This is a genomic window from Bartonella sp. OT172YNZD (assembly GCF_042193725.1).
Lineage (GTDB): Bacteria > Pseudomonadota > Alphaproteobacteria > Rhizobiales > Rhizobiaceae > Bartonella > Bartonella grahamii_A.
The window spans coordinates 82111-99983 of record NZ_JBHILZ010000003.1 but is presented as its reverse complement, the minus strand read 5'-3'; the positions used below and the strand labels follow the sequence as shown (position 1 = coordinate 99983).

Genomic DNA, 17873 nt, shown 5'->3' with positions numbered 1-17873 from the left:
CTAAAAGCAGACTGGTCTATGCACCATAAACTTAGTAAACAATAAAAGAACTATGACAAGAGAAAATTTATGACACAAGAAACAGATACAAAATTCAACAACAAAGAAATCGAACGCTATGCACGCCACATCATTTTGCCTGAGATTGGTGGTGCAGGGCAACAAAAGCTAAAAAAAGCACGTGTTCTTGTTGTGGGCGCTGGTGGTCTTGGTGCTCCTGTCTTAACCTATTTGGCTGCTGCAGGTGTTGGAACCCTTGGAATTGTTGATAACGACATCGTTTCACTTTCCAATTTACAACGCCAAGTTATTCATAAAACAAATGCAATAAACAAAAGCAAAACAGACAGTGCTGAAACCACTATAAAAGCAATAAACCCCCATGTTATAGTTGAAAAACACACCCTACGCTTAGATAACAGTAATGTGGATAAACTGCTCTATGCTTACCACATCATTGTTGATGGAAGTGATAATTTTACAACACGCTATCTTCTTGCTGATCACGCTGCCCAATGCAAAAAACCTTTAATTAGTGGTGCTGTAGAACGTTTTAATGGCTCATTAACCGTCCTTATGCCGTATAAAGACAATAATCCTCACTATCGCGATTTATTTCCCATCCCTCCGGCTCACGGAACTATCCCAACATGCGCTGAAACTGGAATCATCGGTGTTTTAGCTGGCGTTATTGGGACCCTACAAGCAATGGAAGTTATTAAAATGATCACAAACATCGGAGAGCCATTAGTAGGAAAGATTCTTCTCTATAATGGATTATTAGCGCAATTTAATATTATTACTTATAAACGCTCAAATTATAAAGAAAATGCCATAGTTATTAAGAAGCTTAGAGAATCATGATTGTGTCTCTTTTCCGACTAATTTTAAGCACTCTCGCAATATGTATTGAAATACTTAATATTTTATCGCAAGTCATCGAAACACTGTAACCAATGGAAACTATTAAATTTATCCCAAATATGGAAGACCTTTTGTGAAAAAATAATTCTCTATAATGGATTATCAGCATAATTTCATGTCATCGTCTATAAATGGACAGAAACTCGTGCAAACGTAGTTACCATCAGTATTCCTGTGTCATAAATTTTTGAAGTAGATAAAAATACACTCAGCAGAACTCTATTCAACTATTTTACTATTCATACATAAAAATTGCTTCACATGAAAGTGCTTACTTCAAACCATAACTTATAAATAAATAGTCTAAATCATATTTTAGTGATCGACACTATAAAAGGTCAATGATCTGTACCTACACCTCTAACCTCAAGAGAAAACGTCTATTCATCAAACATCATAAAAGGACAATCAATTGTCTCTGTGCATAAGAAAAATACATGGGGATTGATGTGTATAGAAGGATTAAGATAAACCTCATGGCGAGCTTTAATTACATAATTATTGCATTCAGAAGCAGAAACCTGCGGCTCATGAATTGATAATCCTTCAGCGATAATTTCACAGACAAGCATATGTAGAAAAAGTGAAGCAAACGAATCTTGAAAACTAATCTGCAAATGACAGCGTAAAAAGTGCACTTTCTTAAGAAATCTCTTTAAAACAAGCGAGTCAATATGCAACGTTAAATGTGTTCTGTTTTGCGTGAGGAGCGTTCTCCCTAACAAAACATCAATAAGAGCCCTTGTGATAAAACCGTGAAACTAAAATTACAAAAAAATCAGACTTCTTTCTAAAATTAACATCTATGGTATATATTAATTTGGCTCGTTCGCTTTATTATTATCTATTGGTAAAGGAATAGGATGATCGGATAAACTGCGTAAATAAAGTAAAAGATCGGCACGATCTTGGTCATTTTTAATTCCACGAAAAGACATAATGGTCCCAGGAAAAGCTTCACGTGGAGAATGTAGATAACGATCCAAAGTGATAAAATCCCATTTTTGATCAGAATGAGCACGCAATGCTCGTGAATAAGAAAAACCTGCTGCTGATGCCAAAGGGCGGTTAACAATCTCCCAAAGAACTGGACCAACACGCCCTGCTTCATTGCGTCCAGAAGTATGGCATATGGCACATTGGCGAAAAATTTTACGGCCATTTTCAAAATTGCCTTGTTGAAGGCGGCTATTTAGTGATAGGGAAACATCAGGTGCTTTTTGTTTTTCTTGAAATGTATCATTCTTGGCAACTGTATGATGATATTGGACTGATGTAGGATAATCGTAAACTATATTGCTGAGTGTGGAAATCCCCACAATAATGACCAGCACACATAAACAAGCACAAATAAAATAAATAAAACTCGAGCGATTCATAAAAACTCAAATGTTCACGGTTTCATTACCATTTTTAGTTTAAGCTTTTTCTTTAGAACACACAACATCATAAATGCATCATAGATGACATTTGGAATCTTACAATGACTCTTGAACCAATTATTCTTATTCCTGCCCGTATAGGCTCAACCCGTCTTCCTCAAAAAGCTCTCGCTGAAATTGGCGGAAAGCCGATGATTGTTCATGTCGCAGAACAAGCCAAAAAAGCTGCAATAGGGCGTACGATCGTTGCAACAGATCATAATGATATTGCTAAAGCTGTTGCAGATTATGGGCATGAATGTATCATAACACAAGGTGATCATAAGTCTGGATCTGATCGTATTTATGAAGCTTTAATGCGTATTGATCCTGAACAACGTTACAATGCCATTTTAAATATACAAGGTGACTTACCAACAATAATGCCTCGTGAAATCATTCATGCGCTACGCCCTTTAGAAAATAGCTTTACTGATATTGCAACCTTGGGAGCTCAAATCATTGAAGAAAATGAAACAAGAGATCCAAACGTTGTCAAAATCATTGGTACACCGCTTTCTCAAAATCGCCTTCGTGCTCTTTACTTTACGCGCGCCAAAGCACCTTATGGAGAGGGTCCTCTTTATCACCATATTGGAATATACGCCTATAGGCGCGAAGCACTTGAGAAATTTGTATCATTCAAACCCTCACCACTTGAGAAACGTGAAAAACTTGAACAATTACGTGCATTAGAAAACAATATGCGTATTGATGTGGAAATAGTCGATACAATTCCCTTAGGTGTAGACACACAACATGATCTCGATAGAGTTTGTGAGATTTTAGCATGAAAATACTTAAAAAAAACAATAAAATTTCTTTCCAAGGAGAATACGGCGCTAATTCCCATATTGCTTGCTCCAATATGTTCCCCAATATGGATGCTGTTCCCTCTGCTACTTTTGAAGACGCCCTTAATTTAGTGGAAAGTGGGAAAGCTGATCTTGCTATGATTCCTATTGAAAATACTCTTGCGGGACGCGTTGCAGACATTCATCATCTTTTACCGCAATCATCTCTTTATATTATTGATGAATATTTTTTACCTATCCATTTTCAATTAATGGTTTTGCCCGGCGTTACATATGACGAAATTAAAACCGTCCACAGCCATACGCATGCCCTTGCACAATGCCGAAAAATCATACGTGAAAATGGCTGGATACCTGTTACTTCTGCTGATACAGCTGGTGCCGCAAAGTTTATTAAAAAAAATGGAAAGCGTTCACAAGCAGCCTTAGCTCCTCTGATCGCAGCAGAACTCTATGGACTTGATATTCTTGAAAGAAATGTTGAAGATAGTCCTCATAATATTACGCGTTTTGTTATCCTTTCACGTTCTCAACAACACGTACCCAAACCTCAAAACGGTGAAAAAATCATTACTAGCCTTCTTTTTCGAGTCCGTAATGTCCCTGCTGCCCTTTATAAAGCTATGGGTGGATTTGCCACAAATGGTATCAATATGACAAAATTAGAAAGCTACCAAATTGGCGGAAATTTCAATGCAACACAGTTTTTCGTTGATATTGAAGGGCATCCTGAAGATCCCATGATGAAACTCGCTCTAGAAGAGCTTGCTTTCTTTTCTGCTGAGTTGCGCATAATCGGCATCTATCCTGCTAAAAACGATCGAAAACCGCAGGTATAAAGAACAATTAAATTGTTAAATTGCATAACGGCTCTTCATAAATAAGCACTGAAAAATAAAATAAGTAACAGTATATACTCATAGAATCCTTTTATTATCCGTATAGCATTCCTTCGCGAATTTACAAAATAATGAATCCGAGTTCAGCCGGTACAAAAAAAATGACGCCAACATCGGAAACAAAAGTCTCCTTTCACCATTATACCAATCATATAAGAGTGCATTCACTGAGAGTACAAACAATCTTCCATAGCGATCTACCCCAAAGGAATAAATGTAAAGCTAAAAAATGGAGTATAGTCTGGCATCCCTGAGTTAAATTCAACCTTTTACATTCATCAAAAATAATTTATAATCGGTATGGTTATGCACTAAAAAGGAAAAACACAATGGAAAAAAATTTTTACTCAAGGATTATTAGCTGCAAATATTCTAACTTACTCCACTGTTGCATCTGCTGGATTTGGTGAAAGAGAATGGAATTTTGCACCAAATGAAAGTGTTACAATTGGTACGCCTGGTAAACTACCGCAAGGCTTTGAGTGCGGTTGTGAGAGATTTGAACCCGAAAAAGTATCGTTCACTTTATCGTACACAACTCCTTCCGATTTAGACAGATTAGAAATTATTGCTGATGATGAAAATAAGATATTTATCCTTAAAGATGTAAAGTCTCTCGTTCTCGGCTTTCCTGGGTCGGAAAGCTATATTTTTAAAAACATTACTAACCAAAATGTTACTGACATAGAATGTAATGCAGGGGATTTTTAATAATATTTTCTATAGTACCTCAGTTTTAAAGTAGTCCTCTCAGCAACAAACTAGCCCTAATTTAGTGAGCGGCTTCAGCGAGTTAAGCTCCCTACCACTGTATCTTAATATCCTTTAACCAATGAGCACCTCCTATAATCTGTCATTATATCAAACCAATATACCAGATAAATATGGAGTGATCTTCAAATAGAAATTGATAACTCCCCAGAATATTAGTAGTTCATAGTGTGAGAATTAAGCTAAAAGAAAAAAATCGCTGTTCTTTCCATATTTTTCGTTTCTGAGCTTGATTTTTTATTCCAAATCGACAATATGAACTTGGGAGGTTGGCGATGGACGAACTGCTCGCCAACTGGGTCAGGTCTGGAAAGAAGCAGCCCCAACGAGTTCTGGTACGGGTCATCGTCCCAACCTCCTATTTTGCTGAAGAAATTATTTTTATGCTGTCTTTTAGCAAGGTGTTTTTAATCTTCAGAGCGGCATTTGTATGCAGCAAATAAAGGGGTTTGGTTATTTTTAAACAAATTGTCCCGTAAATAATTTGATTAAGAAAAAATCCTTTTATATGAGACTACAGTATTGATCTATGCTTTTGTATTATCAAAATGTACGCATAAAGAACTTCGAAGTTGGAAATATTCATGGAAAATGTACCGGTAGAAACAGCCTATCGTGTTCTTGCTCGTAAATATCGACCCCAAAACTTCTCTGACCTCATTGGTCAGGAAGCTATGGTGCGTACTCTCACCAACGCCTTTAAAAAAGGTCGGATTGCACAAGCGTGGATGTTAACAGGGATTCGTGGCGTAGGTAAAACCACAACAGCACGTATTTTGGCACGTGCGCTTAATTATAAAACAAAAGATATTGACCAACCAACAACCATATTGGACTCTCTTGGTGAACATTGCACACAAATTATCGAAGGACGCCATATTGATGTTATAGAAATGGATGCTGCTTCTCATACGGGCATTGATGATATTCGTGAAATTATTGAACAAATACGCTATCGTCCTGTTTCTGCACGTTATAAGGTTTATATTATCGATGAAGTACATATGCTCTCAACACAAGCCTTTAATGGTTTATTGAAAACTCTTGAAGAACCACCGTCCCACGTGAAATTTATTTTTGCCACAACAGAAATTCGCAAAGTTCCTATTACAATCCTTTCGCGTTGCCAACGTTTTGATTTGCGACGTATTGAATCAAAAGCTTTGAGTGCACATTTACGCCAAATTGCGAAATATGAAAAGGTAGAAGTAGAAGATCAAGCACTCTCTATGATTGCCCGTGCTGCAGAAGGATCTGCACGTGATGCATTATCCATTTTTGATCAAGCGATTGCCCATAGTAATGGCAATGTTAATGCCATTGCGGTGCGTACAATGTTAGGATTAGCGGATCAAGCACGTATTATTGATCTTTTTGAATTTATCATGAAGGGCGATGTTATTAATGCATTACATGAATTACGTAGTCAATATGAGGCAGGTGCAGATCCTCTTACTATATTGACAGAACTAGCCGATTTTAATCATCTGGTCACACGTTTACGTTTTACACCAGAAATAGTGGAAGATTTCTCACTGACTGAAGAACAACGTTTAAGAAGTTTAGACTTTTCAAAAAAACTTTCCGTTCCTGTTTTATCCCGAAACTGGCAAATGTTACTCAAAGGTTTACAGGAAGTTAACCAAACTGCACGTCCGCTTCAAGCCGCTGAAATGCTTTTAATTCGTCTTGCTCACACGGCTGACTTACCAACTCTTGATGAAGCTTTAAAAAAGCTTACGCAAGAAAAAACACCTCTCACACTGGTTAAAAACTCTTCTCATCAAAAATCTACAAACGCAAATAATATAACAAAAGAAACAATGATCGAAGCCTATGCTTCCTCGAGTATTTCAAATACATTACCAGATCAATCAGATTTAAAAACATCCTTGAAAAACCAATTAGATCATTCCTTACATCCGGAAAATTTAGTTAAAAATCACACTACTGACAAAATAAACGCCCAAGAAGTAACAGAAACTCTTGAAACTTCTCAAGCTATTAATCTTTCTGAAAAGATTGCAAATTTATCGCATTCTGTCACGCAAACAACAGAAAAGATTACTCAACCTAAAACTCTAGTGATTAATTCTTTGCACGATATTGTTCAATTAGCCGAACAGCATAATGACGCTCCTTTCAAACTCCTTGTTAAAGAATTTGTTCATCCTGTTTCTTTTGAAGCTGGGCATATTACCTTAAGACTTTCTGAAAATGCTCCACAATTTCTTGCTCATGATATAGAAAAAAAGATATCTCAATGGACTGAAAAACGCTGGACAATAACTTTTGTTAATGAAGGAGGTGGACCAACCTTACAGGAGGAAAGTATAGCGATTCAAAAGTCTCTTTTTTCCAATGCAGAAACAGATCCTGATATCGCGAAAATCCTCAACCATTTCCCAGAAGCAAAAATTGTCGATATCCGACTCAATAAAGAAGAAAATGATCTTGATTTACTCCCCAATACCTTTAAAAATGCTGATATTTTTAAAAATAAAAATGATATCAATGATGAATAAGGATACCTATTCCTATGCGTGAAATGATGAGCATGATGAAAAAAGCCAAAGAAATGCAAGAAAAAATGCAGAAAATTCAGAAAGAAATAGCTAATCTACAAGCTACCGGCACTGCAGGGGGTGATCTCGTCAATATCACTTTAAATGGCAAAAATATTATAACAGCAATTCAAATTGATCCTTCATTACTCAAACCTGAGGAAGCTGAAATTCTTGAAGATCTCATTATGGCAGCTTATAATGAAGCAAGAACAAAAATCGAAGTCGCAATAGAAGAAAAAACCAAAAGTATGACGGCAGGGCTACCACTCCCATCAGGTTTCAAACTTCCGTTCTAATGAACTGGATTTTACCTAATCCCTTGGAGTAAGAGTATGTCTAAATACATCGCAGGACCTGAGATTGAGCGTCTTATTCAGCTTTTAGCGCGGATACCAGGTCTTGGCCCTCGTTCGGCACGCCGTGCTGCACTTCATCTCATCAAAAAAAAGGAGACATTACTGGAACCTTTAGGAGCAGCAATCCAAGAAGCTGTAGAGAAAGTCTGCATTTGTTCTGTTTGTGGAAATGTCGATACCATTGATCCGTGTTCAATTTGTACAGATTTGCGCCGCGATGATACAACAATTATTGTTGTTGAAGATATTGCTGATCTTTGGGCTCTTGAGCGTGCAAAAACTTTAGCCGCACGTTATCACGTTTTAGGTGGCCGGCTCTCCCCATTAGATGGAATAGGTCCTGATGAACTCAATATCACCTCTTTAATACAGCGTGTCGTACAAAATCCAATTACAGAGATTATTCTAGCCGTGAATGCTACGGTTGAAGGACAAACAACAGCTCACTACATCACTGATCAGCTCACCAATTATTCGGTTAAAATTACACGACTTGCACATGGAGTACCCGTGGGAGGTGAACTAGATTATCTTGATGATGGAACTTTGGCAGCAGCTTTACAGGCAAGGACCAATCTTTAAAACTCGCTTCTAATACCCGTTATCTCTTCTTACTTGCTATTCTTTCTTTTTATGGGGAAAGTATTAAAATGATCAAGAAAAATTTCTCACTTGTAAACAACTTTGGTCCAGGTATTCTAGTATGTTTGCTCATATCAGCCTTAGCTTATGGTTTAGAGGTTGTAGAAAAACAGCTTTTCGCAGAAGCGTGGCTTGAAAGCCTTGTTTTGGCAATTCTCTTAGGATCTATTACTCGTAGTTGTTTGACTTTACCAACATACTTTCAAAAAGGTATCACCTTTTGTGCAAAAACACTTCTTGAAATTGCTATTGTTCTTCTAGGAGCAAGCATTAGTATTAACGCAGTGCTTTCAGCCGGTTGGAATTTACTTGCTAGCATCATATTCGTTATATTCGTAACGATTATCCTTAGCTTTGCCATTGGTCGACTTTTCGGGCTTTCTACAAATTTAGCAATGCTGGTCGCTTGTGGTAACGCCATTTGTGGCAATTCAGCTATTGTCGCTGTTGCGCCTGTTATTAAAGCAAAACATGACGATGTAGCTGCATCAATTGCTTTTACTGCTCTTTTAGGGGTCCTTATTATTTTACTTCTTCCTTTTTTACATCCACTTTTGAATTTATCATTTAGCCAATATGGTGTGCTTGCAGGTATGGTTGTTTATGCTGTACCACAAGTTTTGGCAGCAACAGCATCTGTCTCTTTTGTAAGCGTTCAAATTGCAACAATTGTCAAATTGGTGCGGGTTTTAATGTTAGGTCCTGTTATCTTTACTCTGTCAATCATCTATCGTCGATCAGCACAAACACATTTTCGTCTACATACTCTTGTACCATGGTTTATCATCGGTTTTATTATCATGATGCTTATCCGCTCAAGTGGGCTCATTCCTGAAACGGCTATAAACCCGATCAGACTTATTGCTCAAGTGCTCACGGTCATTTCAATGGCAGCTTTAGGATTAGGTGTTGATATTTGTTCATTAAAAAAAGCAGGACGGCGGGTTATTTTAGCTTCAACTTCCTCCATACTCCTTCTCGGTGCTTGTAGCCTTATCATGATAAAATTGCTTGATCTGAACCATATAACATTTTGAAATATGCAATTTATTATTTGTTTCAACGGAGCATGCAATCAATCTAAAGACTCACTAATATTAAAAGCAGTTTTTTCATAAAATCAGCAACAGTTCTAAAAAACTGCTCATTATTCTATACAAAAAATTGAAAGAGCTGTGATATTTAAGTGAAAACTGTCAAATTTGCTTATTAGCTTTTCAGTCCATAATGATTTACAATGACATAATATCAAAATACGTAACTCATGCAAAACAATGCCATTCCTTTCATCTGCTCTCATTATGCTGAAGTTTTTATATAAAGACTGATAGAATATGCTCTTATTTGGAAAAAATGTGAGGTCATGGCTTTCCCCCCTTTTAAATTACTTTTACTTACTATATAATACAAGTGGTATCATCGTACTATGTGATAGCTTAAAATGGTGTGACAATCCTTACATTTAAACGATTCGTGAAAGGAGTTTTTATTCATACGCTAACTCCGCTTGTAATATACAAGCTAATAACTTTAATTGTTTCACCATAAATAGATTTGAAATAAGAGAATCTTACAATACTCAAGGTACTCATTCAAAAAGTAAAAAAAATAAAGATTAAATCAACATCTCGTTCTATCCCATAAAAAGATATTGTTGCTTATTGGCACTAGTAACTTTTTTACAAATGAAATATACGATAATAAAAAGATTAAAAATACAGCAGGACTTTTGTTTATCGTTTTATTCAACTAAAATATTTTTATGCTTATCCTTGCTATAGATACTGCTTCAATTTATTGTGCTGTTGCGCTCATTCGTCATAAATCTGTTATTGCGCGTATCAATGAGCGCATGAACAAAGGGCATGCTGAAAAACTTATTGGGCAGATTACACAAATAATGACACAAGCCAATATGGCGCTTGATCAAGTTGAGCGTATCGCTGTCAATATTGGACCTGGATCATTTACTGGTGTACGTGTTGGTGTTGCAACAGCGCGCGCTCTGGCATTAGCACTTGAAATACCAGCTGTTGGAGTGAGTGCTCTTGAAGCGTTAGCAGCACAAGTAATAAACAGTAAAAGTACAGCATCAGCAATTACTGTTGTCATTGAAGCAGGGAGAGAGATGTTCTACCATCAAAATTTTCATAATGATCTAACACCTTTGGGAACGCCGGGGTTAAAAACAATTGAAAATATCCTCGAAGATTTGCCAAAAAAAACCCGTCTAACTGGCCCAGCTGCTGATGTCGTCGTGGAGCATATTAAAAACCATAAAATAACCGAAAAAATTGTCCTAGAAAAAATCCCCTGCGAAGCGGCTGATATTGTAAACTATGCTTATCTTGCTGCAAACAAACAATCAAAAAATTCGCCTCGCCCACTCTATCTACGTAGTGCTGATGCAAAACAACAAACCAATTTTGCTTTACCACAAAAAAAATAATGACAAAATTTTCATTGACAAAAAAGAATTTTGGAATTGCTCCGCTACAAGTTAATGATAGTGCTCCTCTTCATCAAATTCATCAACATTGTTTTACCCCTTCTTGGAAAAAACAAGCTTTTGATAATTTCTTAACAGATCACTCCATTTTCGGATACAAAGTTTTTCTCATTGATCGCTTTGATCAAATTTTAGGCTTTTGCCTATGCCGTCTCATCCTTGATGAAGCAGAAATCATCACAATTGCTGTTCACCCTCATTATCGTCAACAAGGAATTGGTACCTTTCTTATCGATCGTACAATTCACCATCTTCATGACAAGGGCGCTATAAAATTATTCTTGGAAGTAGAAGCCACAAACCTTTCTGCTTTGAACCTTTATCAACGCTTTGAATTTCAAAAAATTTCTCAACGTCTTTCCTATTACCCGTCAAAAAATGGTCGTGGTGATGCAATTATCATGCAAAAAACTTTTAAGCAAATAGATTGAGATTTGTGTAAAAAACATTTACACATGCATCATGAATAAAGTAGATCCTAAAAGTACGCCTCCTATTGCTCCGAAAAAGGTTTTTATCAAAACCTATGGATGTCAAATGAATGTTTATGATAGCCAACGGATAACTGATAGTCTTAGTTCGCAAGGCTATGTGACAACACAAATTCCCAATGATGCCGATCTTATTCTTGTTAATACCTGTCATATTCGTGAAAAAGCAGCAGAAAAACTTTATTCTGATCTCGGTCGTTTGCGCGTTATGCGTCAAGAGCGCACACCTGATAAACCCCTGATGGTTGGTGTAACAGGCTGTGTTGCACAAGCTGAGGGAAGTGAAATCTTGCGCCGTGCTCCAACAGTGGATCTTGTTATTGGTCCGCAAATGTATCATCGCTTGCCAGAATTGTTAGAAAAAGCCAAACAAGGAAAAAAAATTATCGAAACAGACTATGCTGTTGAAGATAAATTTGCTCATTTGCCGCCCCATAATAAACATGCAGTAAGGAAACGAGGTGTGAGCGCATTTTTAACAGTACAGGAAGGTTGCGATAAATTTTGCACTTTTTGTGTTGTTCCCTATACACGCGGTGCCGAAATATCACGATCCGTTGAGCAAATTACTGAAGAAGCCCTTCAACTCATCGAAGCGGGTGTCAAAGAAATTACGCTGCTTGGACAAAATGTCAATGGTTGGCATGGACAAAGTGCTGATGGCAAAACTTGGCGTCTTGGCGATCTTCTTTATCATCTTGCAAAACTCGATGGTTTAAAGCGTTTGCGTTACACAACCAGCCACCCACGTGATATGGATGATAGCCTTATTGCCGCACATCGAGATCTTGATATGTTAATGCCTTACCTCCATCTTCCTGTTCAATCAGGTTCAGATCGCATCTTAAAAGCTATGAACCGCCAACACAAAAGCTCTCATTATCTTCATCTTATCGAAAAAATTCGAACCGCACGACCAGATATTGCCTTTTCAGGCGATTTTATTGTAGGGTTTCCAGGAGAAACAGATGAAGATTTTGAAGAAACCATTAAACTTATTCAACAAGTACAGTACAGTTCAGCTTATTCTTTTAAATATTCCCCCCGTCCTGGAACAGTGGGAGCCACAATGGAAAATCATGTTGATGAATCTATAAAAGATGCCCGACTTCAACATTTACAAGTTCTTCTCCTTGAGCAACAAAATGCGTTTTTGCGTTCTAAAATTGGTCAAACAACTAACGTTCTCATCGAAAAACCTGGACGTCACTCAGGGCAAATGGTAGGACGTTCCCCTTGGCTTTTACCTGTTGTCGTAGATACGGAAGCCTCTACAGGTAGCGTGATAGAAATTCATATTAAAAATACAAGCTCAAACAGTTTTGTTGGTGAAGTGACAAATAGATAAACATGCCTCTAACACCGTGTTCACAATAAATATTTTGGAAAACTCTTTTATTTTAAAAGAAAATGATTACATCTAAAATGCGCACTTTTATAAAAAATTGTCTTTTATAAAATTTACTTAACAAAATGTACAATATTTATGTAGATATGGAGAATAGGCTGAAAGCTTCAACCGAAAAAATAAAGCGTATTAAAGAAAAAGTAAATATGTCCCTTGGACCGGCTGATACCTTGAAGCAAACAAGCACTTCAGATCGGGGCCAGGTTGTTTTTATTTTCGAAAATAATAAATATGCAAAAGCAGTTTTTGGTAAATTTGACGAAAATCTCGCTTATATCGAAAAAAAACTCGAACTTAGTATTCATCCGCGTGGTAATGAAGTCTTAATCCGTGGAAATCTTTCTGTTATAAAACGTGCGCAATATGTATTGCAGCAGCTTTATGAACGTGCCAAAACACATCAAGAGCTCACTTTATCAGATATAAAAGAAGCGCTTGCTATGGCAAATATACCAAAGAAGCAGAAAGAAGACACAATAACACACAAATCTGCAACGAAACGTATACCAGCACGGTTGAGTACCCATAAAAAAATAATTCATGCAAGAACTCCAACACAAGACGCTTACATACGCGCTATGGAGCATACTGAACTTGTGTTTGGTGTAGGACCAGCAGGAACAGGCAAAACGTATCTTGCTGTTGCTCATGCTGCAATGCTTCTAGAACGTGGTATCATTGAGCGAATTATTCTCTCACGTCCGGCTGTTGAAGCTGGAGAACATCTTGGTTTTCTTCCCGGTGATCTCAAAGAAAAAGTCGACCCATATTTACGACCACTTTATGATGCTCTTTATGATATGATGCCCGCTGAAAAAATAGAACGCATTTTAGCTTCTGGTATCATAGAAATTGCTCCTCTTGCCTTTATGCGTGGACGAACACTTGCCCATGCTGCTGTTATTCTTGATGAGGCACAAAATACTACGCCCATGCAAATGAAGATGTTCCTCACACGTCTTGGAGAAGGAACACGTATGATTGTTACCGGTGACGTAAGCCAAATTGATTTGCCTACAGAGCAAAAATCAGGTCTCATTGAAGCAATTCGAATTCTTTCAAATGTAAAAAATATTGCAATTGTGTATTTTGATGAAAAAGATGTTATACGCCATCCACTTGTTGCTGCTATCGTTCGTGCTTATGATCGTGATTCCGAAATACAAAATAAAACAAAATCATTCGCATGCGATGCATTAAAAAATGAATTTGATTCATCATGATTATTATTGATATAATGGTTAAAAGCGCAGGGTGGAATGATGGGAAAATGCTTTATAATATCACTGAAAAAGCATTAATGACAACTATGCATCATGTTTCATTGGCAAATGTTGTAAGCGAGATTAGCCTGCTTTTTACGGATGATGAACATATGGCACAAATCAATGCACAATGGCGCAACAAAAATAAATCTACTAATGTATTATCCTTTCCTGCTTTTCCACTTAAAGCTGGAAATCGACCTGGTCCCATGCTCGGTGATATTATTATTGCGCGAGAAACTGTTGTTCTCGAAGCAGAAAAACAAGGAAAAACATTTCAAGACCATTTAACGCATATGATTGTTCATGGTATCTTGCATCTGCTTGGCTATGACCATGAAACTGATAATGAAGCATATCAAATGGAAAAGCTCGAAAGAGAAATTCTTCAAAAGCTTTCCATAAAAGATCCTTACGCTGAATTGTCTATAAATGATAAAATTTAACTTTTAAAATCAATATTACGAACATACCATTTAAAGCCTCTCATTCACCTAATTATAAAAAGAAAGTTTAGAAGATTTCAAAACCATGACAAACAAAACAAATGCACAAAATAATAGTCAAACATCTTCTAATAATGAAAAAAAAACCTCTCAACAGACGAATCATACAGAAAAATATTCTCTGATGAATCATTTGTTTTCATTCTTACGGGGTCGTAATTGTGTGTCTACATCACTGCGCGATGATCTTACCGTTGCACTCACGACTGACAATGAAAAAGACACTGCCCTCTTCTCACCTGAAGAACGTACTATGCTGCATAATATTTTACGCTTACGTGAAGCACGCGTGGATGATGTTATGATACCACGTTCTGAAATAGAAGCACTGGAAATAAACACTTCACTTGGAGAAGCCCTTAAATGTTTCGCAAAAATTGGTCATTCTCGTATACCTGTTTATGCTGAAACTTTAGATGATCCGCGCGGCATGATTCATATCCGCGATATCCTTAACTATATGACTCGCTTTATTGTCAGCCCAATAAAAACCGAACAGAAATCCGATTTGCTTCAATTAAACTATACAGACTTACATACCCCAATCGGTGAATTGGATCTGATCCGAACTGTTCTCTTTGTTCCTAGTTCTATGCTTGCAAGCAAATTATTAACACGAATGCAAACTACACGAACTCAAATGGCTTTAGTTATTGATGAACATGGGGGAACAGATGGTCTCGTTTCAATGGAGGATATTGTTGAATTGGTCGTTGGTGATATCGAAGATGAACATGATAATGTCGACAATGCTATCGTCCGTGAACCAAACAATAAATGGCTCGTTGATGCAAGAACTGAACTAGAAGATGTGGAAAAAGCTCTTGGTCCTGATTTTATTGTAGGGGAATACGGTGATGATGTTGATACTATTGGTGGTTTGATCGTCTCCATTCTTGATCGCATTCCTGCCAAAGGTGAAATTATCGAAGCTGTACCTGGCTATAGATTTCGTATTTTAGAAGCTGATAAACGCCGGATTAAGCGATTGCGTATTTTTCGCATTCCCAAAAATGAGAATCTTGAGAACAATGCCATCCCTAAAGAATAGTCCAGCGTTTTTAAACAATTTCATCGTTTTTTTGTCCTCTGTTACCGGCTGGAAGCGCCAAGCATGGATATTTCTGTGTGGTGCTCTTACTTCTTTTGCACTTCCACCCTTTTATTTGACACCTCTTTGCTTTTTAACTTTCCCTCTCTTTATTGTTTTACTTGACTCAATACGCACTGCAAAAAATAATAAAAAACATTTTTTTACTTACGCTTTAAGCTGTGGAATCTTTGGTTTTAGTTATTTTATTTGTGGACTTTGGTGGCTATGCAATGCTTTGCTAACAGATCCAGATTCTTTTGGTTGGGCAGTCCCGTTAGCCATTTTAGTTCCTCCACTCTACCTTTCTCTTTATTGGTTTTTTTCTGGTTTCATTGTCGGTTTATTATGGACAAAAGGAATAGCACGCTTTTTTGCTTTAGCCTTTGCATTAGGATTGTCTGAGTGGTTGCGTGCGTTTTTATTCACAGGATTTCCCTGGAATGCTCTTGGCTATACAGCCATGCCAACCCCAGTGTTCATGCAATCTGATGCAATCGTTGGACTTTACGGAATGAATATTCTTGCTGTCTTAGCCTACAGTTTGCCAACTGTTTTATTAACAGATGAAAAAAAGAAAGTGGCACTTTCTCTTTGCTTATCACTTATATTCATTCACAGCGGTTTTGGGTTTTATCGTCTTCATACTATAGAAAACACAGCTGAAAATCAAAAAAGTGCTTATTGGGTGCGCATTGTTCAACCTTCCATCCAACAAAATATAAAATTGCGTGATAATACACGAGAATCTATATTGGAAGCACATATGAATCTAAGTACAACGCCAACAACTGATCAAAATTCAGAACCTGATTTTATCGTATGGCCCGAAGCTTCCGTTCCTTACCTTCTCTATGAGAACTCATCTATCACAATGCGCATTGCCTCTTTTTTAAAACCTAAACAATGGGCTATTATCGGAGCAATACGAGCTAGCAATGATCTACCTTATTCCCAAACACAATATTTTAATACAATTGCAGTCATTAATGCTCAAGGTAATATTTTAAATACTTCCGATAAACTTCATTTGGTTCCTTTTGGTGAATATCTTCCTTATCAGAATTTATTAAGAAAAATTGGATTGCGCACCCTTGCCGATAATATTGGTGGATATAGTGCTGCAAGTGTGCGCAAAATTGTTACAATGCCAAACGGATTTTCTTATCTACCCTTAATTTGTTATGAAGCAATATTTCCCCATGAAATGACTTTTAAAGGCTCCCCGCCTCAAGCAATTATTAATATTACAAATGATGCATGGTTTGGTGTAACACCGGGACCCTATCAACATCTTCAACAAGCACAGCTTCGTGCTGTCGAACTGGGAATCCCCCTCATACGAGCAGCCAATAATGGAATATCAGCTGTTATTGATTCTTATGGACGAATCGTTGTAGCTCTTCAACAAAATGCTGTAGGCATTATTGATTCACAAGTTCCATCATCCATTACCCCCATAGGAAGCAATGAATACAGAACTTTCTCTACTTTTATCTTATTCATCCTTATGCTATTGTGTCGTATTGGTTTTGGTTCTACAAAACAGCTTAAATGATTCAAGAGCCCTTTGTACGGTATTATGTTGCGTGTACCAGTAATATTGGGAAAAAATATTACATATTATTTTAATTATATTGATAAATCAGCTGCGCATAAATATGATGTTGGTTTAGAAGAAAAGTGCTGGAAATAAAGAGTTGCATTATGACCGAAACTAGAAAAAAACCTGACCCTATAGATATCTATGTTGGAACTCGTATCCGTTTACGTCGTAATATTTTAGGACTCACTCAAGAGAAACTAGGTGAAAAATTAGGAATTACTTTTCAGCAAATCCAAAAATATGAAAAAGGAACAAACCGTATTGGTGCCAGTCGTCTTCAAGCGATAGCAGAAATTATGGATGTTCCTGTTTCTTACTTTTTTGATAAAGGTATTACCTCCCAACAAGTAGAGGGTTTTGCTGAAAGTGATCACAATTTTATAGACTTTTGTTCTAGCAGCGAAGGGATTCAGCTCATGCGCGCTTTTACAAATATATCTGATGCTAAAGTGCGTCGAAAAATTATTGACTTGGCAAAAGCACTTTCTGAGGAAGATTTGACAAATAAGCTATAAATTAAAATTATATCTTTTCCCTTTTATTCATATAAATTTGCATTGACGATTTGCTGTAGAATTAGCAAGTCGTGACAACTTTAGTAAG

General features: G+C 37.0%; 17 protein-coding genes and 1 other RNA gene. 17 read left to right on the top strand and 1 reads right to left on the bottom strand.

The window, feature by feature from the left end:
• Positions 1–69: 69 nt before the first annotated feature.
• Positions 70–864 carry a molybdopterin-synthase adenylyltransferase MoeB gene (locus ACFIJS_RS02210; protein WP_375649490.1) on the top strand — a complete coding sequence of 265 codons (795 nt, stop codon included), beginning with the start codon at positions 70–72 and terminating at the stop codon, positions 862–864.
• An 875-nt stretch (positions 865–1739) separates the two neighbouring features.
• Here the strand turns inward: ACFIJS_RS02210 and ACFIJS_RS02205 are convergent.
• Complete coding sequence (locus ACFIJS_RS02205; RefSeq protein WP_375649487.1) at positions 1740–2303, bottom strand: c-type cytochrome; 564 nt, start codon at positions 2301–2303, stop codon at positions 1740–1742.
• A gap of 104 nt (positions 2304–2407) precedes the next feature.
• Between ACFIJS_RS02205 and ACFIJS_RS02200 the strand changes: the two genes are divergently transcribed.
• The 16 genes from ACFIJS_RS02200 (at position 2408) to ACFIJS_RS02125 (ending at position 17785) form a co-directional block, all read left to right on the top strand.
• Positions 2408–3139, top strand: a complete 732-nt coding sequence (locus tag ACFIJS_RS02200) for a 3-deoxy-manno-octulosonate cytidylyltransferase (RefSeq protein WP_375649485.1) — start codon at positions 2408–2410, stop codon at positions 3137–3139.
• Positions 3136–3999 (top strand): prephenate dehydratase, encoded by an 864-nt coding sequence (locus tag ACFIJS_RS02195; protein ID WP_375649483.1) that lies wholly within the window; start codon positions 3136–3138, stop codon positions 3997–3999. Before ACFIJS_RS02200 ends, ACFIJS_RS02195 begins: the two co-directional genes overlap by 4 nt.
• Before the next feature lie 399 nt (positions 4000–4398).
• Complete coding sequence (locus ACFIJS_RS02190) at positions 4399–4770, top strand: hypothetical protein (protein ID WP_375649568.1); 372 nt, start codon at positions 4399–4401, stop codon at positions 4768–4770.
• A 324-nt stretch (positions 4771–5094) separates the two neighbouring features.
• Positions 5095–5192: signal recognition particle sRNA small type (ffs, locus tag ACFIJS_RS02185), an RNA gene on the top strand.
• Positions 5193–5414: 222 nt separating this feature from the next.
• Positions 5415–7355: a DNA polymerase III subunit gamma/tau gene (locus ACFIJS_RS02180; protein WP_375649481.1), complete on the top strand. Its 1941-nt coding sequence runs from the start codon at positions 5415–5417 to the stop codon at positions 7353–7355.
• A gap of 14 nt (positions 7356–7369) precedes the next feature.
• Complete coding sequence (locus ACFIJS_RS02175) at positions 7370–7693, top strand: YbaB/EbfC family nucleoid-associated protein (RefSeq protein WP_375624615.1); 324 nt, start codon at positions 7370–7372, stop codon at positions 7691–7693.
• A gap of 36 nt (positions 7694–7729) precedes the next feature.
• The gene (recR, locus tag ACFIJS_RS02170) at positions 7730–8335 is read left to right on the top strand and encodes a recombination mediator RecR (RefSeq protein ID WP_375649479.1); all 606 of its coding nucleotides are present in this window, start codon (positions 7730–7732) and stop codon (positions 8333–8335) included.
• Positions 8336–8403: 68 nt separating this feature from the next.
• Positions 8404–9432, top strand: coding sequence for a YeiH family protein (locus ACFIJS_RS02165; RefSeq protein ID WP_375649476.1), 1029 nt, complete (start codon positions 8404–8406; stop codon positions 9430–9432).
• A 725-nt stretch (positions 9433–10157) separates the two neighbouring features.
• Positions 10158–10844, top strand: a complete 687-nt coding sequence (gene tsaB, locus ACFIJS_RS02160; protein WP_375649474.1) for a tRNA (adenosine(37)-N6)-threonylcarbamoyltransferase complex dimerization subunit type 1 TsaB — start codon at positions 10158–10160, stop codon at positions 10842–10844.
• Positions 10844–11335: a ribosomal protein S18-alanine N-acetyltransferase gene (rimI, locus tag ACFIJS_RS02155; protein ID WP_375649472.1), complete on the top strand. Its 492-nt coding sequence runs from the start codon at positions 10844–10846 to the stop codon at positions 11333–11335. The genes tsaB and rimI overlap by 1 nt, the downstream gene beginning before the upstream one ends.
• 31 nt (positions 11336–11366) lie before the next feature.
• Positions 11367–12743, top strand: coding sequence for a tRNA (N6-isopentenyl adenosine(37)-C2)-methylthiotransferase MiaB (gene miaB, locus ACFIJS_RS02150; protein WP_375649469.1), 1377 nt, complete (start codon positions 11367–11369; stop codon positions 12741–12743).
• A 158-nt stretch (positions 12744–12901) separates the two neighbouring features.
• On the top strand, positions 12902–14026 hold the full coding sequence (locus ACFIJS_RS02145) for a PhoH family protein (protein WP_375649566.1): 1125 nt from the start codon (positions 12902–12904) through the stop codon (positions 14024–14026).
• On the top strand, positions 14023–14514 hold the full coding sequence (gene ybeY, locus ACFIJS_RS02140) for an rRNA maturation RNase YbeY (RefSeq protein WP_375649467.1): 492 nt from the start codon (positions 14023–14025) through the stop codon (positions 14512–14514). The genes ACFIJS_RS02145 and ybeY overlap by 4 nt, the downstream gene beginning before the upstream one ends.
• A gap of 85 nt (positions 14515–14599) precedes the next feature.
• Positions 14600–15625 (top strand): hemolysin family protein, encoded by a 1026-nt coding sequence (locus ACFIJS_RS02135; protein ID WP_375649464.1) that lies wholly within the window; start codon positions 14600–14602, stop codon positions 15623–15625.
• Positions 15606–17222 (top strand): apolipoprotein N-acyltransferase, encoded by a 1617-nt coding sequence (gene lnt / locus ACFIJS_RS02130; protein WP_375649461.1) that lies wholly within the window; start codon positions 15606–15608, stop codon positions 17220–17222. Before ACFIJS_RS02135 ends, lnt begins: the two co-directional genes overlap by 20 nt.
• Positions 17223–17371: 149 nt before the next feature.
• Entirely contained in the window at positions 17372–17785 is a 414-nt protein-coding gene (locus ACFIJS_RS02125; RefSeq protein WP_012754634.1) for a helix-turn-helix domain-containing protein, read from the top strand.
• Positions 17786–17873 lie beyond the last annotated feature (88 nt).